19 protein-coding genes and 1 other RNA gene are annotated in these 24,894 nt (G+C 45.6%); all 20 read right to left on the minus strand.

Annotation, left to right across the window (positions count from 1 at the left end):
* Positions 1–8: 8 nt before the first annotated feature.
* A complete protein-coding gene (gene carA, locus F0251_RS09250) occupies positions 9–1,148 on the minus strand; it encodes a glutamine-hydrolyzing carbamoyl-phosphate synthase small subunit (RefSeq protein WP_004740731.1) in 1,140 nt (379 codons plus the stop codon).
* A 502-nt stretch (positions 1,149–1,650) separates the two neighbouring features.
* Positions 1,651–2,475 (minus strand): 4-hydroxy-tetrahydrodipicolinate reductase, encoded by an 825-nt coding sequence (gene dapB / locus F0251_RS09255; protein ID WP_081090357.1) that lies wholly within the window; start codon positions 2,473–2,475, stop codon positions 1,651–1,653.
* Positions 2,476–2,567: 92 nt separating this feature from the next.
* Positions 2,568–2,966 (minus strand): 8-oxo-dGTP diphosphatase MutT, encoded by a 399-nt coding sequence (gene mutT / locus F0251_RS09260; protein WP_008222857.1) that lies wholly within the window; start codon positions 2,964–2,966, stop codon positions 2,568–2,570.
* Between the two features lie 335 nt (positions 2,967–3,301).
* The gene (gene secA / locus F0251_RS09265) at positions 3,302–6,028 is read right to left on the minus strand and encodes a preprotein translocase subunit SecA (protein ID WP_116870012.1); all 2,727 of its coding nucleotides are present in this window, start codon (positions 6,026–6,028) and stop codon (positions 3,302–3,304) included.
* A gap of 388 nt (positions 6,029–6,416) precedes the next feature.
* Positions 6,417–7,334 (minus strand): UDP-3-O-acyl-N-acetylglucosamine deacetylase, encoded by a 918-nt coding sequence (gene lpxC, locus F0251_RS09270; protein ID WP_004740735.1) that lies wholly within the window; start codon positions 7,332–7,334, stop codon positions 6,417–6,419.
* Positions 7,335–7,430: 96 nt separating this feature from the next.
* Complete coding sequence (ftsZ, locus tag F0251_RS09275) at positions 7,431–8,660, minus strand: cell division protein FtsZ (RefSeq protein ID WP_061033376.1); 1,230 nt, start codon at positions 8,658–8,660, stop codon at positions 7,431–7,433.
* 31 nt (positions 8,661–8,691) lie between these two features.
* Positions 8,692–9,960 carry a cell division protein FtsA gene (ftsA, locus tag F0251_RS09280; RefSeq protein WP_004740737.1) on the minus strand — a complete coding sequence of 423 codons (1,269 nt, stop codon included), beginning with the start codon at positions 9,958–9,960 and terminating at the stop codon, positions 8,692–8,694.
* Positions 9,953–10,732: a cell division protein FtsQ/DivIB gene (locus tag F0251_RS09285; RefSeq protein ID WP_032498757.1), complete on the minus strand. Its 780-nt coding sequence runs from the start codon at positions 10,730–10,732 to the stop codon at positions 9,953–9,955. Before F0251_RS09285 ends, ftsA begins: the two co-directional genes overlap by 8 nt.
* A 191-nt stretch (positions 10,733–10,923) precedes the next feature.
* Positions 10,924–12,384 (minus strand): UDP-N-acetylmuramate--L-alanine ligase, encoded by a 1,461-nt coding sequence (murC, locus tag F0251_RS09290; RefSeq protein ID WP_008223697.1) that lies wholly within the window; start codon positions 12,382–12,384, stop codon positions 10,924–10,926.
* Positions 12,385–12,397: 13 nt separating this feature from the next.
* Entirely contained in the window at positions 12,398–13,459 is a 1,062-nt protein-coding gene (murG, locus tag F0251_RS09295) for an undecaprenyldiphospho-muramoylpentapeptide beta-N-acetylglucosaminyltransferase (protein WP_061033377.1), read from the minus strand.
* A 12-nt stretch (positions 13,460–13,471) separates the two neighbouring features.
* Complete coding sequence (gene ftsW / locus F0251_RS09300) at positions 13,472–14,668, minus strand: cell division protein FtsW (protein WP_061033378.1); 1,197 nt, start codon at positions 14,666–14,668, stop codon at positions 13,472–13,474.
* Positions 14,669–14,690: 22 nt separating this feature from the next.
* Positions 14,691–16,007 carry a UDP-N-acetylmuramoyl-L-alanine--D-glutamate ligase gene (murD, locus tag F0251_RS09305; RefSeq protein ID WP_171730855.1) on the minus strand — a complete coding sequence of 439 codons (1,317 nt, stop codon included), beginning with the start codon at positions 16,005–16,007 and terminating at the stop codon, positions 14,691–14,693.
* A 58-nt stretch (positions 16,008–16,065) separates the two neighbouring features.
* Positions 16,066–17,148 (minus strand): phospho-N-acetylmuramoyl-pentapeptide-transferase, encoded by a 1,083-nt coding sequence (gene mraY / locus F0251_RS09310; RefSeq protein WP_008223690.1) that lies wholly within the window; start codon positions 17,146–17,148, stop codon positions 16,066–16,068.
* Positions 17,145–18,518, minus strand: coding sequence for a UDP-N-acetylmuramoyl-tripeptide--D-alanyl-D-alanine ligase (murF, locus tag F0251_RS09315; protein ID WP_171730856.1), 1,374 nt, complete (start codon positions 18,516–18,518; stop codon positions 17,145–17,147). The genes mraY and murF overlap by 4 nt, the downstream gene beginning before the upstream one ends.
* Complete coding sequence (gene murE, locus F0251_RS09320; RefSeq protein WP_171730857.1) at positions 18,518–20,002, minus strand: UDP-N-acetylmuramoyl-L-alanyl-D-glutamate--2,6-diaminopimelate ligase; 1,485 nt, start codon at positions 20,000–20,002, stop codon at positions 18,518–18,520. Before murE ends, murF begins: the two co-directional genes overlap by 1 nt.
* An 18-nt stretch (positions 20,003–20,020) precedes the next feature.
* On the minus strand, positions 20,021–21,778 hold the full coding sequence (locus F0251_RS09325; protein WP_008223684.1) for a peptidoglycan glycosyltransferase FtsI: 1,758 nt from the start codon (positions 21,776–21,778) through the stop codon (positions 20,021–20,023).
* Positions 21,775–22,092 (minus strand): cell division protein FtsL, encoded by a 318-nt coding sequence (gene ftsL / locus F0251_RS09330; RefSeq protein ID WP_017062901.1) that lies wholly within the window; start codon positions 22,090–22,092, stop codon positions 21,775–21,777. Before ftsL ends, F0251_RS09325 begins: the two co-directional genes overlap by 4 nt.
* 3 nt (positions 22,093–22,095) lie before the next feature.
* Positions 22,096–23,046, minus strand: a complete 951-nt coding sequence (gene rsmH, locus F0251_RS09335; protein ID WP_171730858.1) for a 16S rRNA (cytosine(1402)-N(4))-methyltransferase RsmH — start codon at positions 23,044–23,046, stop codon at positions 22,096–22,098.
* A gap of 228 nt (positions 23,047–23,274) precedes the next feature.
* Positions 23,275–23,714: RNase P RNA component class A (gene rnpB, locus F0251_RS09340), an RNA gene on the minus strand.
* A gap of 256 nt (positions 23,715–23,970) precedes the next feature.
* Positions 23,971–24,837 (minus strand): 16S rRNA (cytidine(1402)-2'-O)-methyltransferase, encoded by an 867-nt coding sequence (gene rsmI, locus F0251_RS09345; protein WP_105058998.1) that lies wholly within the window; start codon positions 24,835–24,837, stop codon positions 23,971–23,973.
* Positions 24,838–24,894: the final 57 nt, after the last annotated feature.

Consider the following 24,894-nt stretch of genomic DNA (forward strand, 5'->3'; position numbering starts at 1 on the left):
ACTCCGAATTACGCTGTGTGCTTTTTAATTAGTTCAATGAAGTGGTCGAATAACGGCGCTGCGTCTTCTGGACCTGGGCTTGCTTCTGGGTGACCTTGGAAGCTAAATGCTGGTTTATCTGTACGATGGATACCTTGCAGAGAACCATCAAATAGAGACTTGTGCGTAGCACGTAGGTTTTCAGGAAGTGTGTCTTCGTCAGCAGCAAAGCCGTGGTTTTGCGAAGTAATCATCACAACATCACGATCTAAATCTTTAACTGGGTGGTTTGCACCGTGGTGACCAAACTTCATCTTCACTGTCTTAGCGCCTGACGCAAGAGCAAGAATTTGGTGGCCTAGACAGATACCAAAGATTGGTAAGCCTTTTTCTAGGAACACTTTTGTCGCTTCAATTGCGTAAGTACATGGTTCTGGGTCACCAGGGCCATTTGAAAGGAATACACCGTCTGGGTTTAGTGCAAGCACTTCTTCAGCAGAAGTTTCAGCTGGAACAACCGTTAGGCGGCAGCCGCGGTCAACGAGCATTCGTAGGATGTTTCGTTTTGCACCGAAGTCATAAGCAACAACGTGGTATGGCAATTCTGAGTCTGCTTTCGCTTCAGGAAGTCCACCCGTAAGCGTCCACGAACCTTGTTTCCATTGATACGCTTCTTTTGTTGTAACTTCTTTCGCAAGGTCCATACCTTTCAGGCCAGGGAATTCTTTTGCCTTAGCTAGAGCCAAAGCTTCGTCTAAGTTGTTACCCGCTACAATACAACCGTTCTGAGCGCCTTTTTCACGAAGAATACGCGTCAGCTTACGAGTATCGATATCAGCGATACCAACAACGTTTTGCGACTTAAGGTAATCAGAAAGGGATTGTTCATTACGGAAGTTAGAAGCGATAAGAGGGAGATCGCGAATCACAAGGCCTTGAGCGTGGATTGAAGAGGATTCTTCGTCTTCGGAATTGGTTCCGGTATTGCCAATGTGAGGGTAAGTAAGGGTAACGATTTGTTGAGAATAGGAAGGATCAGTGAGGATTTCTTGGTACCCCGTCATCGAGGTATTAAAAACGACTTCACCAACTGCAGAACCTACAGCGCCAATGGCTTCACCGTGAAATACTGTCCCATCTTCTAGGACAAGTAGTGCTGACTTTTTCAAGACAACCTCCAGAAATAAATATGCATTAAAATTGATTTAATTTGCAAATCTACCTTCCTGCAACACTTAAAAGTGAGTGTTTATGGAAATTAGACAAATTGGCGGTATTTTAGTGATGTGCGTGATACGTGTCAACATTTAACGCAAAAGAAATTAAAGATTTGTACGCACTAATTCAATTTACCCTTCCAAAGCTCCAAAAGTTCAACTTTCATGGTCAATTAAGCACGATATTGAGATTTTCCAATTTTATCCCATTACTTTTGTCTGCCTTTAAGTACTAAAAACATCACCAACAAAAAGCAATCGATAAATACAAACAGAAAACATGAAGATTTAAAGATCTAATCCAAAAATAAGACCAAGACAACAAAACAACAAGAAAAGTGAGGTAAAAACGATGTTAAAAGGTAGGTTTAAGAGAGAGGTGAGAAACAAGAATACTGCGTTAAAGGTAGCAAATAAAGAAAGCGCCGGCAATTGCCGGCGCATAATTATCTATTTACAGATCATTCAAACCAAGGACATCTGTCATGGTATAAAAGCCTGCTGGCTTGTCATTGAGCCAAACAGCAGCTTTGATCGCACCGTTTGCAAAGGTCATTCGGTCAGTCGCTTTATGAGTAATCTCCACTCGTTCGCCGATATCTGCAAACATAGCAGTGTGTTCTCCGATGATGTCACCGGCACGAATCGTTGCGAAGCCAATCTCATCTTTCGTACGTTCGCCAGTAATGCCTTCACGTGACCATACCGCCACATCGTTCAGCTCATTGCCCATAGCACCGGCGATCGCTTCACCCATACCAATCGCAGTACCTGATGGTGCATCCACTTTATGACGGTGGTGGGCCTCAACGATTTCAACATCACAGTAATCGCCCATCACTTTAGCGGCTTTCTCTAGTAGCTTAAATACTAGGTTGACGCCTACGCTGTAGTTTGGTGCCATTACAATAGGCATCTCTTTTGCAGCAGCGTCAATCACCTGCTTCTCCTCTTCTGAGAAGCCTGTCGTACCGATGATAAGTTTTTTGCCGTGACGTTTACAAAGTTCAATATTCGCTAATGTGCTAACAGGTGCGGTAAAGTCGACAATCACATCAAACTCTTCGATGGCTTTAGACAAATCATCCACTAGAGCAACATCAAAGCGACCTTCCCCACATAGCTCGCCAACATCAACGCCTACTAATGATGACTCGGGACGTTCCGAGCCAGCGCCAACACTAGCTTCTGAATTATGATGAGCGGCTTTCACCAAGTTGCGGCCCATACGACCCGCTGCTCCTGCTATTGCAATTCTTACCACTGCGAATATCTCCATTGTTTTGGTTACTGTTGCCGCAGTTCTCTTGCAGCAACGTTCATTCGATTAATCTCTTTAAACTAACAACAATCTCAAACTCAGGCTAGCAATTAAGAAAACTCTTTTACCACTCGCTCTAAAATTGGCACATTTGCTTCAGGGAAAGCGTACTGATTCAATGATTCAAGGCTGACCCATTCACCTTGCTGACCTTCTTTACCATAAGGTTGCTCTTCAAAATCAGTCACGAGAATGAAATCGAACTTAAGTGACTTGTCCGTGTAATCAAATTCAAGATGCTCAAACAGAGACTGCTCGGTCACCTTGATACCGATCTCTTCATCAAGCTCGCGAGTCATCGCTTGCTCAATAGTTTCGCCCTCTTCAACCTTGCCACCAGGAAACTCCCAAAAGCCGCCTTTGTGCTTGTCATCTGGGCGCTTTGTAATAAATACCTGTGACTTATCTTGATTGAAGATAATACCCGCTACGATATGGATTCTTTTCATTGATGGTGTTCCTTAATAAAACGCTGAACTCACATAGTCCCTAAATACATCATCCTCAAGAAGGAGGAACGACTGAGTTGGGGATCTAAAACTACGCGAGCCTAACTAAACAAGATTCCCTACTACGCTCGCTCCTCGCTATAGGGAATGACGACTTCCTTGAGTAACAAAGTAAGCCATGAAATTTACATACAAAAAGAGCCGCCTAAGCGACTCTTGAATAAATAAAATTATATTTAGGCAAAGCTGTAATGGTTGAGAACAAGGAGGCGACGCGGAGTTTACAAGTGTAAATGAGCATCGCCGACGCAGTTATCAACCTTTACAGCAAAGCATCAATTAATTTTACCGTGACACTGTTTGTACTTCTTACCGCTACCACATGGGCAAGGCTCGTTACGACCAACTTTACGCTCATCACGTACTACAGTTTGTGGCGACGCTGCTTCTGCTTCATCATCACCTAGCTGGTTTTCTGCTGTTGCGTGTTGCGCTTGTGCACGACGCGCTGCTTCTTCAGCTTGAGCTTGACGCTGCGCTTCCATCTTTTCTACTTCTTCTTGTTGCTGAACGCGAACTTTCGAAAGGATAGTAATAACGTCTGACTTCAGTACATCCAGTAGACCTTCAAACAGTTCAAACGACTCGCGCTTGTACTCTTGTTTCGGGTTCTTCTGAGCGTAACCACGCAGGTGGATACCTTGACGAAGGTGATCCATCGCAGCCAAGTGCTCTTTCCATAGACCATCTAGCGTTTGCAGCATTACAGACTTCTCGAAGTTGCGTAGCACTTGTGCACCAACCACTTCTTCTTTCTGTTTGTAAGCATCAACAGCCATGCCTAGGATACGTTCACGTAGTGCTTCTTCGTAAAGCTTGTCGTCTTCGTCCAACCAGCCTTGAATATCAAAGTCTAGGTCGAAGTCGTTCTTCAGACGATCTTGTAGACCAGCGATGTCCCACATATCTTCTAGCGATTGCGGAGCAATGTACTCATCGATAACCGACGTAAACACGTCTTCACGGTTGTGCTCAATCATTTCGCTGATGTCGTCAGAGCCCATTAGCTCATCACGCAGCTCGTATACCACCTTACGTTGGTCATTGGCTACATCATCGTACTCTAGAAGTTGCTTACGGATATCGAAGTTACGCCCTTCAACTTTACGTTGTGCTTTTTCGATAGAGCGAGATAGCATCTTAGATTCGATCGCTTCACCTTCATCCATACCGCTCTGGATAAGACCAGCCATACGATCAGAAGTGAAAATACGTAGTAGAGAATCTTCCATCGATAGGTAGAAACGTGAAGAACCTGCATCACCTTGACGACCAGAACGACCACGTAGCTGGTTATCGATACGACGAGATTCGTGACGCTCTGTACCAATGATGTGTAGACCACCTGATTCTAGTACTTTGTCGTGAACCACTTTCCAGTCCGCTTTGATCTTGTCGATCTGCTCTTGAGTTGGACTTTGTAGTTTCTCAACTTCAGACTGCCAGCTACCACCTAACACGATATCGGTACCACGACCGGCCATGTTAGTTGCGATAGTTACTGCACCAGGTGTACCTGCTTGCGCTACGATTTCCGCTTCTTTCTCGTGGAATTTCGCGTTTAGTACGTTATGCTTAATTTTTGCTTTTTTCAGTGCGTTAGACAGTAGCTCTGATTTCTCGATAGAAACAGTACCAACCAGTGATGGCTGACCTGCAGCAACACGGTCTTTAATGTCTTCAATGATCGCATTGAATTTGTCTTCTTCTGTACGATAAACCACATCTGGCATATCGTTACGAACCATAGGTTTGTTAGTCGGGATAACAACCGTTTCTAGGCCATAGATAGACTGGAATTCGAAAGCTTCAGTATCGGCTGTACCTGTCATACCTGACAGTTTCTCGTACAGACGGAAGAAGTTTTGGAAGGTAATCGAAGCTAGCGTTTGGTTTTCATTCTGAATCTTCACACCTTCTTTTGCTTCAACAGCTTGGTGTAAACCTTCAGACCAACGACGACCTGGCATTGTACGGCCAGTATGTTCATCAACGATAACCACTTCGCCTTCTTCAGTTACGATGTAGTCTACGTTCTTCTCAAACAATACGTGAGCACGCAACGCAGCATTAACATGGTGTAGTAGGCTGATGTTTGTTGGAGAGTAAAGCGTATCGCCCTCTTCCATCAGACCATTTTTCACCATTAGCTCTTCAACAAATTCTTGACCGTTTTCAGTCAGGTGAACCTGCTTAGATTTTTCGTCCATGGTGTAGTGACCTTCACCACGGTACTCTTCAGAATCTTCTTTATCTTGGCGCTCAAGATGAGGAATCAATGTGTTAATACGCGTGTAAAGATCTGAGCTATCTTCAGCCGGGCCAGAGATAATAAGAGGTGTACGCGCTTCATCGATTAAGATTGAGTCAACCTCATCGACTACAGCAAAGAAGCGTTCGCGTTGAACACGGTCTTCAGCACGGAAAGCCATGTTGTCACGTAGGTAATCGAAACCAAACTCGTTGTTTGTTCCGTATAGGATATCCGCTTGGTATGCTTCTTTTTTCTCTGGTGGAGCCATGTTTGGCACGTTCACGCCAACAGTCATACCAAGGAATTCAAATAATGGGCGGTTAGTTTCCGCATCACGCTTAGCTAGGTAGTCGTTCACCGTTACTACGTGAACACCTTTACTAGGTAGGGCGTTAAGATAAGCAGGTAGAGTTGCTGTAAGAGTCTTACCCTCACCAGTACGCATCTCTGCAATTTGGCCAGCATTTAGAACCATGCCACCAATCATTTGCACGTCAAAGTGACGCATGCCGTAAACACGCTTAGACGCTTCACGTACCGTAGCAAATGCTTCAGGTAGGAGTTGGTCTAGCGATTCACCTTTGTCTAAGCGCTCACGAAACTCAACAGTTTTCGCTTTTAGCTCTTCGTCAGAAAGCGCTTCAAACGTTGGCTCGTAGTTATTAATTTCTTTTACAATTTTTCTAAGGCGGCGCAGTGTTCTGTCATTGCGACTGCCAATTACCTTTGTCAGCAGCTTAGTAATCATGTGCTTGGAATCTCTTCGTTCTCAGATCGTCCGCGATCTATTTTAAATGCCGTCAGTCTCTACTAGCGATGAACCAGTCTTCAGTTACTAACCAAGGATACTGAGATAAATCTAGTATTTCTGATATTGTACTTGAGAGTAGAGTTTTCAAGGCTTGAGTTAAAATTAATGCCCCTTAGTGTAAGTAATTTTCACACCAACGACCATTTATAACCCCATTTGTTTGATGTGCTTGGAACTTTTCTTTCTAATTGCTGATGGATTAGCCAGACTGGCGACCATTAGTCGATGACTTTCGGATGTTGATGACACTGTATCTGGAAAATAGATACAAAAAAACCAGGCCGATAGCCTGGTTTTCGAAATCTTACATTGTTGAAAACAACAATTACGCTAGAACCATTCCTGGTTCAGCAAAAGCCACTGGCGAGCCAGCTTCTTCTTCGAATGTTGCCCATTCCCAAGCTTCTGCGTCAGCAAGCACTGCACGTAGTAGTTGGTTGTTTAGGCCGTGACCTGATTTGTATGCACGGAATTCACCGATAATAGCGTGTCCACACATATAAAGGTCACCAATCGCATCTAGCACTTTATGAGTTACAAACTCATTGTCAAAACGTAGACCTTCTTCATTAAGAATTCGGTATTCGTCTAGTACGATTGCACAGTCAAAGCTACCACCCAAACACAAGTTTTGTGATTGAAGGTATTCGATATCACGCATGAAGCCGAAAGTACGAGCTCGAGAGATCTCTTTCACAAAGCCTTGAGAAGAGAAATCAAACAATAGATGCTGTTCGTCAGACTCAATTGCAGGGTGGTTGAACTCGATTTCAAAGTCCATACGGAAGCCGTTAAATGGAACAAACTCTGCCCACTTATCGCCATCTTCGAAACGAACTGGCTTTTTGATGCGAATGAAACGTTTTGGTGCATTCAGCGTTTCAACACCCGCTTGCTGTAGCAAGTATACGAATGGGCTTGCGCTGCCATCCATAATTGGGATCTCTGGTGCATCTACTTCAACAATAATGTTGTCGATGCCCATGCCCGCTAAAGCCGCGTTAAGGTGTTCCACTGTAGAAATACGTACGCCTTCGTCATTTACAAGAGCAGTACATAACATAGTGTCACGAACTGATGCTGGATCAGCTGGAAAATCTACAGGTGGATTTACATCAGTACGACGGTAAACAATACCTGTATTTGCAGCTGCCGGGCGAAGAGTAAGTGTGACTTTACGACCAGAGTGGAGACCCACACCAGTTGTTTTCACAATTTCTTTCAGAGTACGTTGTCTGATCATCTGCTTGCCTCGTTATCAGTGCTACAAATCACGGTCAGTATTTACCGACCGCGAATTTTACCATTAATTCGACGATAGTCAAATTTTGGGTAATTGTTAATCAGCCTGACGTCGTAAGAATGCTGGAATATCTAAGTATCCGCTCTCTTTCTCAGCCTTAGGTGCTGCACTTTGGCTAGCGCCTGTACCTGAAGAAACAGGCGACGTTGTTGGCTGCGGCTTAACTTGAGGTTTTACCTCAGTTTTTTCTTGCAATGGTTGTGCCACTTTCTCTTCCACTTTTGGTGCAGCTTGTGCCGCTACTTGTGGTTGAGGAGTTGCTGCAACCTTAGCTTTTCCACCAGCAACTAGTGTAATGTCTGGTTTTCTCTCTGTGCCGATACCTGTTGCAACAACAGTTACACGGATTTCGTCCGTCATATCAGGGTCTAGAGAAGTACCAATCACAACAGTTGCATTATCAGAAGCGAATGCCTTAACTGTGTTACCTACTGTTTCGAATTCATCTAGACGCATATCTAGGCCAGCAGTGATGTTCACAAGAACGCCACGTGCACCAGCTAGGTCGATGTCTTCTAGTAGTGGGCTAGAAATTGCCGTTTCAGCAGCTTCTTCAGCACGGTCTTCACCTTTCGCGATACCGCTACCCATCATTGCATGACCCATTTCCGACATTACGGTGCGAACATCCGCGAAGTCGACGTTGATCATACCAGGGCGAGTAATTAGCTCAGCGATACCTTGTACAGCGTTTTTAAGTACATCATTTGCACTTGCGAAAGCTTCTAGCAGTGTAACGCCACGGCCTAGTACTTTAAGTAGCTTTTCATTTGGAATCGTAATTAATGAATCCACATGTTTAGAAAGCTCTTCGATACCTTGCTCAGCAAACGCTAAACGCTTTTTGCCTTCAAAGCTAAATGGCTTAGTTACAACAGCAACGGTTAGCACACCCAGCTCTTTCGCAACTTCAGCAATAACTGGAGCAGCACCTGTACCAGTACCACCGCCCATACCAGCTGCGATAAATACCATATCGGCGCCAGTTAGAACTTCTTTAATTCTTTCTCGATCTTCGAGAGCTGCATCACGGCCTACTTGTGGATTTGCACCAGCACCAAGACCTTTAGTGATATCACCACCAATTTGGATCACGCTGCTCACGCTTGTTTTACGAAGTGCTTGTGCATCAGTATTAACACTGATGAATTCTACGCCTTCGATTGATTCACGTACCATGTGCTCAACAGCGTTACCGCCACCGCCACCAACTCCAACGACTTTAATTACTGCATCGTCAGACATTTCCATCATCGGTTCAAACATGTGTTATCTCCGTTTTTTCCTGCAACTCAGGTTAAAACTCTTTTTGTATCCAATTACGCAATTTACCAAATAAACCAGACATCGAAGGTGCTGAACGCTTAGGTTCGCTGTAATCACCTTCATCACTGATCTGACAATCTCTTGCGTAATGAAGTAAACCAACCGCCGTAGAATGATACGGCTCTTTAACATAATCAGTTAAGCCACTAACTTCTAATGGCTTACCAACTCGAACTTGATTGCGGAAAACACGTTCCGCACACTCTACCAATCCGTCAATTTGTGCCGCTCCACCAGTGAGGACGACGCCAGCTGCAAGGTGGTGTTTAATACCTTCGTCTCGTAGCTGTAATTGAACCGTATCGATAGTTTGGTTAACGAGGCCCATAAGTTCAGTGTAACGTGGTTCAATCACTTCCGACAAAGTTTGTCGTTGCAAACTTCTTGACGGGCGACCACCAACACTTGGGACGTTAACAGAGTCATCCTTGCTAACGAGTTCACTCAGAGCGCAACCATGGTTTACTTTTATCTCTTCAGCATCGCTCACTGGCGTACCGAAAGCGAAGGCAATATCACTGGTTACTGCATTTCCTGCATAGGAAAAGACTTCTGTGTGTCGTAGCGCGCCGCCAGTCCAAATGGAAATATCCATTGTACCCGCACCGATATCAACCACACACACTCCGAGCTCTCTCTCGTCTTCAGTAATTACCGCATTACTTGAGGCAAGTCCTGAAAACACGATTTGTTCTACTGTGAGACCACATCGTTCAACAGCTTTAATAATGTTTCTCGCCATGTCGCTATGGCAAGAAATTAGATGAACGCTCACTTCCATTCGAACACCAGACAGACCAAGTGGGTTCTTAATCCCTTCTTGATAATCAATGGTAAATTCTTGTGGGATCACGTGCAGAATTCTCTGCTCTTCACCTATTTTAATTGATTTCGCAGTATGGATCGCTCGATCCATATCGTCTTGAGACACCTCTTCATCAGAGATAGTGCCCATGCCTTTTTCAATTCGGCTTGCGATATGTTTGCCTGATAGCGAGATAAACACATTGCTGATTTGGCATTCCGCCATCAACTCTGCTTGATCAATTGCTCGCTGAACTGACTTAACTACCGACTCTAGGTCGTTCACACCACCTTTATCCATACCTCTGGATGGGCTTTGCCCAGAGCCAATGATATTGATTTGACCATCAGGCAGTATTTCACCAACCAGAGCTGATATGGTCGCAGTGCCTATATCAAGACCAACGATTATGTTGTCATCTGCGGTCTTAGTCATCTGTGCTCTCTTCTAACTCTTGCTCTGGAAACCAGCCTACAGCGGCTCCCGTATCATACCTGAGGTCGATGTAGCTCACTTGATTCGCCTTACTACCGAGTTCGTTGTAAAGCGAAATGAAGCGTTCAACACGCTCATCTAAAGAATCTTTACCTAGCTCTAAACGGATACCGTTATCTAGGATTATTTGCCAAGCGCGACGTTCGTTGAGAACAAGTGAGGTAACCGTTAACCCTAGACTGTTAATCAAAGGGGTTATCTTTCTCCACTTTTCGATCACTTCTTGGCTGGTGCCATCTGGGCCGTAAAGCTTAACTCTATCGCCTTTCAGAAGACCGATATCGCCATTAAACACCTGACCATCATCATTCAACAGCATGTTGCCGTTCCAGATTGCTGCAGCATGATACTCAGTCAAAAATACTTTTATTGTGTCTGGCCACTGCTTACGAATAGAGACAACAGACACCCAAGGCAATGCTTCTAAACTGTCTTGCAACACACCAATGTCTTGTGACATGAATGTACCAATATGCTCGAGTCTTCCAAAAGCATGTTGAACATCACCAGCGGTTACATAAGTTAAGTCACCTTGAATGACTATTTTGGAGAGAGGCAATCGTTGATCGTCCCACATCCAAGTCAGTGTGGTGTAGAAAAGAAACCCAATGAATAGCAATACCATGACAAAAAAGGACCCGCCTAGGGCGTGTTTCTTTAACGATGGTAAACTGAATAGGTGGCGGTTTTCGCTAAAAGTACTTTCTACCAAAGCCCGCTTTCCCTGTCGTTGGTTCGCAATTCTATTCCCTATCTTCGTAATAGAGGTAAAAGCACTTACTTTAACCTATGAATTATACTGAGCAAAATCAAACTATCAAACGTTGATAATAAGATTTTTGGTCAATTTTAGGTCAATCGCAAGAAGTGAGCGATTGACCACAGTATGTAGACAGTATTCTGCTACACGTTCTGCATTTTATTAATGTCTAACTGTAACGATTCTAGTTGCTTAGCAACGCGGCCAACATCGCCTGCACCCTGCGTCAATACAAGGTCGCCGCCTTGAATCACGTTAGCTAAAACCGATGGCAGCGTGTTGATATCAGCAACAAAGATTGGGTCAATCTTACCACGCCCGCGAATAGTTCGACTTAATGAGCGCCCGTCTGCACCTGCAATAGGTTTCTCACCCGCAGAATAAACATCTAATAAGATTAAGACATCAACCTGCTCAAGAACGTTCGCAAAATCATCATATAAATCACGTGTTCGACTGTAACGATGTGGTTGGAAAATCATCACGAGACGCTTATCAGCCCAACCACTTCGAGCAGCCTGAATCGTTACATCAACTTCGGTTGGGTGATGACCATAATCATCAACCAGCATTGCGACACCATTACCCGTCTCGTACTCACCAAGATGGTCGAAACGACGCCCAGTACCTTCGGTACCTGCCATCGCTTTTAGGATCGCTTCATCGCTGATGTCATCTTCCGTTGCCACTGCAATCGCCGCAGAGGCATTCAGTGCATTGTGACGACCTGGAATGTTCAACGTGATATCCAGATTAGCTTTACCTTCACGTACAACAGTGAACTTGCCTTGCTGGCCTTCTTGTACGTAGTTTTCAATACGGATGTCCGCATCTTCTGAGAAACCGTAAGTGATCACTTGGCGACTAACCTGAGGAATCAGCTCTCGTACAACAGGATCATCCACACACATCACAGCCTGACCATAAAATGGCAGGTTGTGTAAGAAATCGATAAACGTCTGCTTTAATGTTTCGAAGTCACCGCCATAGGTATCCATATGGTCCGCTTCGATATTGGTTACGATACTCACCATAGGTTGCAAGTGTAAGAATGATGCATCACTCTCATCAGCTTCAGCAATCAAGATACGGCTCGAACCAAGGCGGGCATTGGTACCTGCACTTTTCACTAACCCACCGTTTACAAACGTTGGATCTAAACCTGCTTCAGAGTAAATCTGTGTAACCAAAGCCGTTGTTGTTGTCTTACCGTGCGTACCTGCCACAGCAATACCGTGACGAAAACGCATCAGCTCAGCTAGCATTTCTGCACGACGAACGATAGGCGTACGCGCTTCACGAGCGGCAATAATCTCTGGGTTCTCTTCGTTGATAGCGGTTGATACCACGACTACACTTGCATCAGCAACGTTACTCGCCTGGTGGCCAATGTAAACGGTCGCACCCTTGCTAACTAAACGCTCTGTCACTGGATTTTGAGCGATATCAGAACCAGTGATCTGGTAGCCTTCATTAAGCAAGACTTCAGCAATCCCGCTCATTCCAGCACCACCAATACCAATGAAGTGGATAGATTTAACACGGCGCATCTCTGGCACCATTGCACGGATTTGCGCTAAGTCTTGGGTATGTTCAATCGTCATCAATTCAGTCTCATTATTTTGCTAAAGCTTTAATCGCTTCAGCGACAGTAACGTCGGCATCAAGCTTGGCTGCTTGACGCGCTTTTGTTGCCATCATTTTTAATTCATTTCTATCAAGTTCAGCGATGGTGTTCGCTAACTTTTCAGCCGTCAGTTGTGGCTGTTCAATCATTAACGCCGCACCACATTCAACTAAATGGTCGGCATTCAGTGCTTGCTGTCTGTCTTTGTGCATAAACGGAACAAAAATTGAACCGACACCGGCTGCTGATACCTCTGATACGGTTAACGCACCTGAGCGACACACTAATAGATCCGCCCACTCATAGGCTTGCGCCACATCATCAATAAATTCAGTTACTTGAACATTATCTACAGAATGTGATTTGTATTGTTCAATCACTTGCTGTTGATTGTTCTTACCCGCTTGGTGCATCACTGTGAAGCCTTCTCCAAGCTGTGCCATCGCTACAGGCAAAGTATCATTGAGGATTTTAGCCCCTTGGCTGCCACCCATAACCAAAATACGGATATCGCCATCACGCTCAGCCATGCGTAGCTCTGGCTCCGGTAAAGCAACCACATCCTCACGAACTGGGTTACCCACTACCTCAGCAGTAGGAAATGCACCAGGGAAGGCTTGGAAAACCTTTTTCGCAATCTTAGATAGCCACTGGTTGGTTAGACCCGCCACTGCATTTTGCTCATGCAAAACCACAGGAATGCCTGATAACCATGCCGCAATACCACCCGGGCCACTCACATAGCCACCCATACCAAGTACCACGTCAGGCTGCCACGCTTTGATATGCTGCTTTGCTTGAAGTATGGCATTAATAATTTGGAATGGGGCTTTAATTAGCTTACTAATGCCTTGACCACGCAGGCCTTTCACTTTAATGAAGTCGATCTCAATGCCATGTTTTGGCACTAAATCCGCTTCCATTCTGTCTGCTGTGCCTAACCAGCGAATTTCCCAACCTTGCTGCTGAAGCTTTTTAGCCACCGCTAGCCCTGGGAAAACGTGACCGCCAGTACCACCAGCCATCACTAAAAGTTTTTTGTTTTGTTTCATCGCTTTAGATTCTTATTCTACTAATTCGTTTTGACTATCAGCTTGTTCTTTTTGTTGCATTCGGCATTCGTGGTCAATGCGCAGCAGCATTGATACCGCCACAGACATAACAATTAAACTTGAACCACCGTAACTGATTAGCGGGAGGGTTAGACCTTTGGTCGGAACAATGCCAGATGCTGCACCTACGTTAACAAGCGTCTGAAACGCAAACCAAATACCAATACCAAAAGCCAGATAGCCACTGAACACTTGATCATGTTCAAAGGCTTTTTTGCCAATAAGAATGGCTTTTAACACCAAGCTGAAGATCAACATTAATACTAAGGTAACACCGACAAAGCCAAGCTCTTCAGCCAAGACCGCAAATACAAAATCAGTATGCGCTTCTGGTAGGTATTCGAGTTTTTGAATCGAGTTACCAAGCCCTTGTCCCATCCAATCACCACGGCCGAACGCCATCAATGATTGAGTTAATTGGTAGCCGCTACCAAACGGGTCATTCCATGGTTCCCAGAATGAAGTCACACGTCGAACACGGTAAGGTTCTATGACAATCAAACCAACGACAGCGGCAATACCAGCGACCATCAAGGCAATAAACTGTGACAACTTGGCACCAGCAATGAACAGCATGCCAAACAGCGTTACCAACATTACAACTACGGTACCCAAGTCGGGTTGACCAAGTAGCAAGACGGCAAAAGCACCAAACACCATGATGGGTTTTGCAAAACCACCAAAGAAGGTTTTTCTCACTTCGTCTTGTTTACGAACCAAGTAGCCCGCCATGAAGATAAACAAGGAAAGCTTAGCGACCTCGGCAGGCTGTAAGTTGAATAGCCCAAGAGGTATCCAGCGAGATGCACCGTTAACTGACTTACCGACGGCTAGTACTACGACCAACAAGAAGAAGGATAAGCCCAGCAGGTACATGCTGTATTGAAACCAGCGCTTCATCGGGATTTGCAATATCACACTGGATACACCCAATGCGAGCAATAGAAAGATCGCGTGACGGAACATAAAATGAAACGGCTGATCGGTTAAACGAGCACTGATGGGGAACGAAGCAGACGTCACCATCACCAAACCTGTCAGCATTAGCCCAAGAGCAATCCATACCAATTGACGATCGTAAAGCGCCTCGGGAGTAGCACGGTTTAGCCACTGCCAGATGGATTGATTAATCTCTTTGACTCTTTGCACTGAATGTTAGTCCTTCAACACGTTAAGCATACTCATGAGCAAGCTCAATGAACGCGTCACCTCTTGCCATGAAATTATTAAATTGATCGAAGCTTGCGCACGCCGGAGACAGCATCACCATATCTCCAGCCACCAGCTGTGGCGAGATAGATTCGATTATCTGCTGCATAGTGTCGAACTTTTGTGCCGATGGGTGTAGAGGCATGAATTGATCTGCATCTTCACCGAAACAACACAGCTGAACACGCTCAAGTTGCGTCAATACTGGTTCAAGCTCACTAAAGTCAGCACCTTTACCAACGCCGCCAACCAAAAGATATAACGTACCTTGATACTCCAACCCAGACAGGGCTGCCAATGTGCTGGCTACATTCGTTGCTTTGGAGTCATTAACCCATTTGATTTCGCGCTTGTCAGCCACGACTTGGCAACGATGCGTCAAACCGTTATAGGCCTTCAAAGCATCAAGACTTTTGCTGTAGTCGATACCAACTTGCTTCAATAGTGCAAGTGAGACTAACGCATTCGCCACATTGTGACGTCCAACCAATGTTAAATCTTGGGTAGCAAGGACAGGTGTACCGTGATCGACTAGCCACTCAGTACTATCAATCGTTGATACACCAAACTCTTGGTTATCTAAGCCAAAAGTCAACAATGGCATTGTCTGGTCAGGGTAAGTCTCTTTGTCTTCACGATTAACAATCGCACACTGCGCGTTATTAAAGATTCTTAACTTGGCCTCACGGTAATCAGCCATGCCTTGATAGCGATCCATATGATCTTCAGACAGATTTAAGAATGCCGCAGCGGCAAGTTTTAAATTTGATGTAGTTTCTAGCTGAAAACTTGAAAGTTCAAGGACATATAAATCCGCATCAAGTTCTAGAAGGTCTAGGGCTGGAATGCCAATATTGCCGCCAACGCCAACATTAAGCCCAGCAGCCTTAGCAAGCACACCAGTCAAATCAGTCACGGTACTCTTACCGTTTGAACCAGTAATCGCCACAACAGGCTTATCTACAGCCCAACCAAACAACTCGATGTCGCCAACGACAGGCGTACCCGCTTGAAGCACATCTTGAATTTCAGGTGTCGCTAAAGCAATGCCTGGGTTAGCAACCACTAGATCAGCCTCAGCTAACCATTGGCTATTCCAGCTTCCAGAATGCAGCTCAACCGACTCAGGCAAAGATTCTTTTCCTGGCGGTAGATCTCGCGTATCAATGACCTTCACATGCGTATGAGGTTGATATTTTACGAGATGTTTAACGACAGAGAGCCCGGTAATACCGAGCCCCACAACCACTACATTTTGAATATTTTGCCAACGTTCCATTTAAACAAGATGCTCTTAATAGTTTTAAAGAGCCTCTAATACAGAGGCTCGCATAGGATTAACGAACTTTCAGTGTCGCTAGGCCAATCAGTACCAATACCATTGAGATGATCCAAAAGCGCACGATAACACGCGGTTCTGGCCAGCCTTTCAGCTCATAGTGGTGGTGAATCGGTGCCATACGGAAAATACGTTGGCCACGTAATTTGTAAGAGCCGACTTGCAGGATTACTGACAAGGTCTCCATTACAAACACACCACCCATGATCACTAGTACCAACTCTTGACGAACGAGTACCGCAATCACACCTAACGCACCACCCAGTGCTAGAGAGCCAACATCGCCCATGAATACTTGTGCTGGGTAAGTGTTAAACCATAGGAAGCCAAGGCCTGCACCAACGATAGCAGTACATACCACAACCAGTTCAGAGGTGTATGGGATGTATGGAATGTGTAGGTATGCTGCAAAGTTAACGTTACCTGTCGCCCAAGCGATAACAGCAAAACCCGCTGCAACCATAACCGTTGGCATAATCGCCAAGCCATCTAGGCCATCAGTTAGGTTTACCGCGTTACTGGTACCCACAATAACAAAGTAAGTTAGAACAATGTACAGTAAACCAAGTTGTGGCATCACATCTTTAAAGAAAGGCACCACTAATTGTGTTGCTGCAGTGTCTTGCCCGTGAGCATACAGAGCAAATGCCACTACCAAAGCAATCGCCGACTGCCAAAAGTACTTCCAACGAGCAATCAGACCATCAGTGTTCTTACGAACAACTTTACGATAATCATCAACAAAACCAACTGCACCGTAACCGCCTAGCACGACAAGCACCGCCCAAACGTAAGGGTTTGATAAGTCAGCCCAAAGCAAGACTGTAATAATGATCGCAGCAAGGATCATCACACCACCCATAGTTGGTGTGCCACGCTTACTAAAGTGAGACTCTGGGCCGTCGTTACGAACAACTTGGCCAATTTGCAGCATTTGCAGACGCTCAATTAAACGAGGTCCCATCCACAGCGACAGACATAAAGCCGTCAAAATGCTCGCGATTGCACGAAACGATAAGTATTCGAACAAACGGAAAAAAGAAAAGTGTGGCTGTAGTAGCTCTGCAAGCCAAATTATCATGAAAAGTTCTCCTTTAAAGCAGCGGCTATTTTACTCATTCCTGCACTATTGGCGCCTTTTACCAACAAGGTATGTGGCGCGTTTTCTGGCAAGCTCAAGTGCTGCTCTATGTGCGCGATCATCGCTTCATGCGTTGCAAAGTGAGTACCGTTACACACTTCACTAATCACCTTGGTATCATCACCGTAAGTGAGTACATGCTCAAAAGCGAATGGGGCAGCATATTCACCGACTTGACGGTGAAGTGCAAGGCTTTCATCGCCTAATTCAGCCATATTGCCTAAAATCAACCAACGCTGACCTTTGAAGCTCGACAACAATTTAGCTGCCGCCTTCATTGCCGGTACGCTGGCGTTGTAACTGTCATCTATCAGCTTGATATTCTGACTTAATTGTTGAACCTCAACTCGGCCTTTAACTGAGATAAGATTCGCTAAACCGCTTTTAATTTCTGCAAGCGTGGCACCGAATTGAATGCTCAGTGCAGCTGCCGCTAATGCGTTTGCTACATTGTGCTGACCAATAATGCCAAGTTCGACATCGATGGCACCTTGTGGGGTCTGCATATCAAAGCAAGCTTCACCCTGCTCGTTGATGCGAATATTCGTCGCAAAGTAATCCGCCGTGTCATCACTTTCAGAAAAGGTCAGTACGTTTTTGTCTGCAAGGACATCTTTCCAGAAGTCACCACCATTGCTCTCTAGGTTAACAATAGCAGTATCATCAGCAGCAAGCCCCTGAAAAATTTCGCCTTTCGCTTGCTTCACACCATCGATAGAGCCAAAACCTTCTAAGTGTGCCGCCGCGACATTGTTCACCAAAGCAACCTGTGGTTTAACAAGCTGAGTGGTATAAGCAATTTCACCGATGTGATTGGCGCCTAGTTCGATCACTGCGTAGTCGTCGCTTGACTCACTACGCAGCAGGGTTAACGGTACCCCAATATCATTATTGAAGTTGCCTGCTGTAAACAGCACCTTGCCACGTTGCTGCAAAATGCTCGCAACCATCTCTTTTACTGTCGTCTTGCCGCAGCTGCCTGTAATCGCCATAGTTGGAACGTTACATTGCTCATGAATCCAAGCACTTAGCTGACCTAAAGCAAGTTTAGTGTCTTCAACAACAACTTGAGTAATATTTAGGTCAAGTTTTCGTTGAACTAATAACGCACTCGCATTGGCCTCAACAGCCTGACCACAAAAATCATGCGCATCAAAACGTTCACCAACGAGAGCAACAAACAGCGCACCTTGTTCTACGGTACGAGTGTCGGTAGAAACCGCATTGATCAAACTATTGCTCGATTTGCCAGCCTCTATCAGCTGACCGTTCACCGCTGAGCAGATCTGCTCGAGTGATACATCAATCATTATGAAATACCTAAAAGTTGTAGCGCAGACTCTCGATCCGAATAGTGGATCGTTTTGTCTTTCAATACTTGGTAATCCTCATGGCCTTTACCTGCCAGAAGAATAATGTCGTTATTACCCGCCTTCTCTAAAGCAAACTTAACCGCCTGAAAGCGATCGTGTTCAACAAAGGCGGCATCAGGCTCACTTAAGCCTGCCAGCATGTCTTTAACAATCAATGCCGGATCTTCGCTGCGAGGATTGTCATCTGAAATAATAATTTTGTCGGCGAACTGCTCTGCGGTCACCGCCATCATAGGGCGCTTGCCGGTATCTCGATCACCACCGCAGCCAAAGATTGCCCATAGCTTTCCAGAGCAGTGAACTCGTAGTGCTGCTAGTGCTTTCTCTAATGCGTCTGGTGTATGCGCATAATCGACCACTACTTTGGCTTTGTTTGGTACTTGGAACAATTCCATGCGACCAATAACCGGTTGCAGTTGAGGTGCTGTGTCGATCAAAGTTTGCTTGTCGATGCCTAGTGAGAGTAATGTCGCGAAAGCAACCAATACATTTGATGCGTTGAACTGGCCAATTAAAGGAACAGACAGTTCTCCCTGCCCCCAGCTACCATCAAAAGCGAGTTTGATACCGGTCTCTGCATAAGCAACATCCGATGCCCATACTGACTGCTGGTAGCCCGATAACGGAAGTAATGAAACAGCTACTGCATTAGACAGATCTGCCATCCAAGCTTTACCGACTTCATCGTCGACATTAATCACAGCGTGCTTACAATTATGCTGAGTAAACAAGCTCTTCTTAGCTAGAGCGTACTCTTCCATCGTGCCGTGGTAATCCAAGTGGTCACGGCTCAAGTTGGTAAATACACCAACCTCAAAGTTCAACGCCTTAACTCGACCTTGAACCAAACCATGAGACGAGATTTCCATCGCGGTATAAACGGCGTTTTCTTCAGCTAACTCACTCAGTGTGCGTTGTATTTCAATCGCACTACCGGTCGTATTAGCCGCCGTTTTAAGGTTGTCTAGAAAGCCATTACCCGTTGTGCCCATTACCGCAGAGCGTTGGCCGACTAGGTCTAGCCACTGAGCAATCAATTGAGTGATAGTGGTTTTTCCATTGGTGCCAGTAACGCCAATCAATTTAGTCGCTTGAGAAGAGTAAATACGACCCGCCAGTTCTGAGAGGATTACATTCAGCTCAGATACATAAATCACTGGCACTGCATCTAACCATTCAACCAAACCATGCGTTTTGTCATCGCTAGCTTGTGCAATAACCGCCTTTGCGCCCTGAGCAACGGCTTTGTCGATAAAGCGGCGACCATCGACAGCATGCCCTACAATGGCAACAAAGGTATCACCGTCCTTGATGGCACGACTGTCTAGCACCAATTGCTCAACCGCAATCGACGCTAACTCGGGAGCACTAAAATCTCCCCAAGGAGAAAGTAAAGATGACAGCGTGAGGCTATTACTCATATTGAATCCTGATTAGATCTATTCTTGAAACTTGTTTTCATCAGCAGGGACATTCAGTATTTGCAGTGCGCCCTTCATGATTTCAGAAAAAACAGGGGCTGCGACCGAGCCACCATAGTAAAGGTCACCTTGAGGTTCATTGATCATCACAACCAAAGAGACTCTTGGGTCACTCACTGGAGCAACACCAGCGGTATAGGCGAAGTACTCGTCTCCATAACCACCGGAAATCGCTTTTCTAGATGTACCTGTTTTTGCTGCTACTCGGTAACCCGGCACGGCAGCTCTTGTCGCTGTACCGCCCTTTTGGGTTACGCCTTCTAACATGTTCAAAACCAACTCAGCATTTTCGCGCTTGATGATCTGTTTTGAGAAATCTTGGTCGTTGCTTTTAACGATATGAATAGGCTCGTAAACACCGTGATTCGCTAACGTCGCATAGGCATGAGCCAATTGAAGCGGAGTAATCGCTAGGCCATAACCAAATGATAAGGTAGCAATTTCAAACTTAGACCAGCGTCGACGGTTAGGGAAAATACCGGCAGTTTCACCGACTAGGTTCAGTCCAGACATCTCACCAAGGCCTACTGAACTGTACATACCCAGTAGCGCTTCAAGCGGCATATCCAGGGCTAATTTCGCCACACCGATGTTACTCGACTTCTTAAGGATTAACGCTAAGTCTGCCTTACCAACTTTGGAAGTATCACGTACACGACTACCACCGATTTGCATGATGCCGTTGCCCGTATCAATCACAGTATCAGCATCTGCGGTGCCATTTTCGAGAGCCGCTAGAACGACAAAAGGCTTAACCGTCGAACCTGGCTCAAAAGCATCGGTGATCACGCGGTTACGCATCTTAAAGCTTTGTAAGTCAGCACGATTGTTTGGGTTGTAAGACGGCGCGTTGACCATGGCCAAAACCGCCCCCGTTTTTACGTCTAATAAGATAGCAGAGCCAGACGTCGCCTTGTGATCGGCTACCGCCTGTTTAATCGCTCGATAAGCGATGGCTTGTAGGCGCTGATCGATGGTTAATTCGAGTGGTTTGCCTTCTTCACGCTCTTCTAGTGCAATGTTTTCCACTACTCGCCCGTAACGGTCTTTACGGATTGTACGTTTACCGGCTTCACCCGTTAGCCACTTATCGTAGCTGCGCTCAACACCCTCTAGCCCGTGTCCGTCAATTCCGGTCACACCTATCAGATGCGCACTGACTTCGCCGGCTGGGTAATAACGACGTGATTCTGCTTTAAGACCAATACCCACCAGCTTTAAGTCACGGATGTATTTCGCCATTGCTGGGCTAACTTGTCTTTGTAGGTAGATAAAACGACGAGATTTGTCACTGGAGATCTTGTTGATCATTGATTGTCGATCTAAGCCAAGTACATCAGCTAACGCATACCAACGATCAATTTGGGCCATGCCATTTTTATCGAAGATGGTTTTCGGGTCAGCCCATACCGCCTCAACAGGCACACTGACGGCAAGTGGTTCGCCATTGCGGTCTGAAATAATCCCGCGGGCAGAAGGAATAGCCTTAACACGTACAGAACGAAGGTCGCCCTGACGAATTAAGTTATCTGGTTCAATGACTTGGATGTAAGCCACACGACCTACTAGTACAGAAAAGGCAACCAACACAAAAGCAATAACGACGTTGAAACGCCATTTAATCAGAATTGGATCCGAGTCCTTTTCGCTCTTCACTCGCTCTTTCGTTGGTTTCTTAACGGCTTTCGCGGGTGCTTTTTCCTTTTTTCCGGTCATTTCAGTGTGATCACAACTTCTTTGTCGGAGTCTGGACGTTTCATGTCTAGCTCTCGTTTTGCCGATGCTTGAACGCGACTATGTTCAGCCAGAGCCGTCTCTTCAAGCATTAAATTTCGCCATTCATTATCAAGCTGTTCACGCTCACTCAATGCCATGTCTTTTTGCGTGATTGCCTGACGTGACATGTGTGTCGTGAGAACGACCCCCATCGCGCTCGCGAAGATACAGATAAGCAGCACCAATGGGACTTTACCCACGGAGATCAAATCAAAAAATATTATCTTGGCTAAGTTCGGCTTGGAGGTCTTCATTGACTATAGCTTTTCTGCGATTCGTAATACTGAGCTACGTGAACGAGTGTTCTCATCCACTTCGCCTTTCGATGGTTTGATCGCTTTACCGACAGGCTTAAGATCAGCACTGCCTAGTGCTTTGATCTGCTCTTCCGTTAACGGAAGGCCGTGAGGTACTTGCGGGCCTTGGCTCTCTTTACGAATAAAGCGCTTCACCATACGGTCTTCAAGTGAGTGGAAGCTAATAACAGACAGGCGACCTTCTGGAGCAAGAATGCTTGCTGCGCCTTTTAGTGCCGTGTCGATCTCTTCCAGTTCACTGTTAATGTAGATACGGAATGCTTGGAACGCACGCGTTGCTGGGTGCTTTTTCTCTTTGAAGCTTTTTGGTGCTACATCAGAGATAAGCTTAGCCAACTGGCCAGTGCGAGTTAACGGCTCATTCTCTTCGTTTTCTTGATAAGCCATGATGCCTTTTGCGATACGACGAGCATGCTTGTCTTCACCAAACTCACGAATCACCCAAGTGATGTCATCAAGATCCGCTTCTAGTAGCCACTGAGATACAGGAATGCCCGAAGTTGGGTCCATACGCATATCTAGTGGGCCATCTTTCATGAAACTGAAGCCACGTTCAGCATCATCAAGTTGTGGTGAAGAAACTCCTAAATCCAGCAGAACGCCGTCTACTTTACCCACTAAATCATAACGCTCTGCGTATTCAGCCATGCCTGAGAATGGACCGTGGATGATAGTAAAGCGAGGGTCATCAATTTTTTGTGCTTCTGCAATCGCTTGTGGATCGCGGTCGATACTAAATAGTCGTCCATTCTCGCCCAGTTTAGACAGGATTGTACGGCTGTGACCACCACGGCCAAAAGTACCATCGATGTAGGTACCATCAGGTTTGATCGCAAGTCCGTCAATAGATTCGTTAAGCAATACTGAAATATGTTTGAATGCTTCTGTCATAGTCTTCTCAGTGAGTGGATTGAGCCATTAGTTCGGCAATAATTTGTTCTGTTAACGTTTTAGTGTACTGATTTCACGCTGTATCTCCACCATATTGTGTACAGGCTTTGGGAATTTTTGACCCAAGCTCATACCAAGATGACGGATTTTAAGGAAATCTAAATAATTTACGTCAATATAAAGCAAAAAACCCATCACTACCGTTAAGTAATGATGGGTTCTTAAAATGGGTGGAGTTGACACATACGCCGGGTTCTGTTCCGCTTGCGCGGCGGTAACCATTCGTCTAGGCCTGCAATCGCTCACAGGCTCAAGCAATCTACCCGCCCCCATACGCGAGCAACGCAATGTGAGGGCCTATTTGATCTTGCTCCGGGTGGAGTTTACCTTGCTACGAACTGTTACCAGTCGCACGGTGCGCTCTTACCGCACCCTTTCAGCCTTACCTGTGCCCCTTCCGAAGAAATGAGGCCATCGGCGGTCTTCTCTCTGCTGCACTTGTCGTGGGCTCGCGCCCCCCAGACGTTATCTGGCACCCTGCTCTATGGAGCCCGGACGTTCCTCCCCTCTGCCAGTCTCCCGAAGGACTTCAACGTCAGTTTCCCGAAGGACCTCAACGTCAGTCTCCCGAAGGACATCAGCAAAGCAGCGATTACCCGTTCAACTCCGAGGGCGGATTGTATAGAGATTAGTGTGCAGTGTCTAGCGAGATCACAAATATGGTGCAAACCAATGATTAACTGATGGGGAATTGACCTAAAAGCGGATGCGAGTGGCGAGATGCGGGATTCGAAGGGATAAAAAGAAAGATGCGAGTGGCGGGATGAGAGATGAGAAAAGAACTAAGAGCAGATTAGAGATACAGATAAAAAGATGGTTGGGTTTCTTGTTTATCTGTATCTGAATTATGTAACTAAAGAAGCATTAGTTGTCTAGGTGCTCTAGGCCCCATTTGTACAGCGCGTTCTTTTTCAGGTTGTAGATTTCTGCTGTCATTGCCGCCGCTTTTTTAAGAGGCAGTTCTTTGGTCAGAATACCCAGCGTGCGAGTCGCTTCATCTGGTAGTTCAGTGCTCGCTTCTTCGCGGTGACCATGAATCAGTAATACCATCTCACCGCGCTTGCGGTTCGCGTCCTCTTCAATCCATTCAATCAGTTCACCAAGAGGCAGGCCTTGAATGGTTTCGAAAGTCTTAGTTAGCTCACGCGCCAATACAACTTCACGGTCAGGGCCTAAAATCTCAAGCATATCTTGCAAAGAGTCAGAAATGCGGTGCGGTGATTCGTAGAAGATGCACGTGCGCTCAGCTTTCGCGATCTCTAGGAACTTATCTTTACGACCTTTACTCTTAGGCGGTAAGAAGCCTTCAAAGCTGAAACGATCCGATGGTAAACCTGACGCACTTAACGCGGTAATCACAGCACAAGCACCAGGAAGTGGCACAACTCTCACACCCGCTTGACGACATTGTGATACAAGATGGTAACCTGGATCACTGATTAAAGGTGTACCCGCATCAGAGACTAATGCGATAGACTGACCTTCTAATAGCTTTTCGACTAGAACTTGAGCTTTAGTTTGTTCATTATGATCATGTAAAGCGAACGTTCTGGTTGATATATTGAAGTGAGCAAGCAGCTTACCCGTGTGGCGTGTGTCTTCGGCTGCAATAACATCGACACTTGATAAGATTTCAATTGCTCTTTGAGTGATATCTCCCAAATTTCCGATTGGGGTTGGCACAATGTAGAGAGTTGGGCTCTCTGTGAGCAAGGTTTTGTTATCTGTCATTTGTTTACCATCACTTCAACGATTAATATAGATACAAATTTATACGGAATTTAAAGA

It is taken from the genome of Vibrio sp. 070316B (assembly GCF_013114115.1).
Classification (GTDB): Bacteria; Pseudomonadota; Gammaproteobacteria; order Enterobacterales; family Vibrionaceae; genus Vibrio; species Vibrio chagasii_B.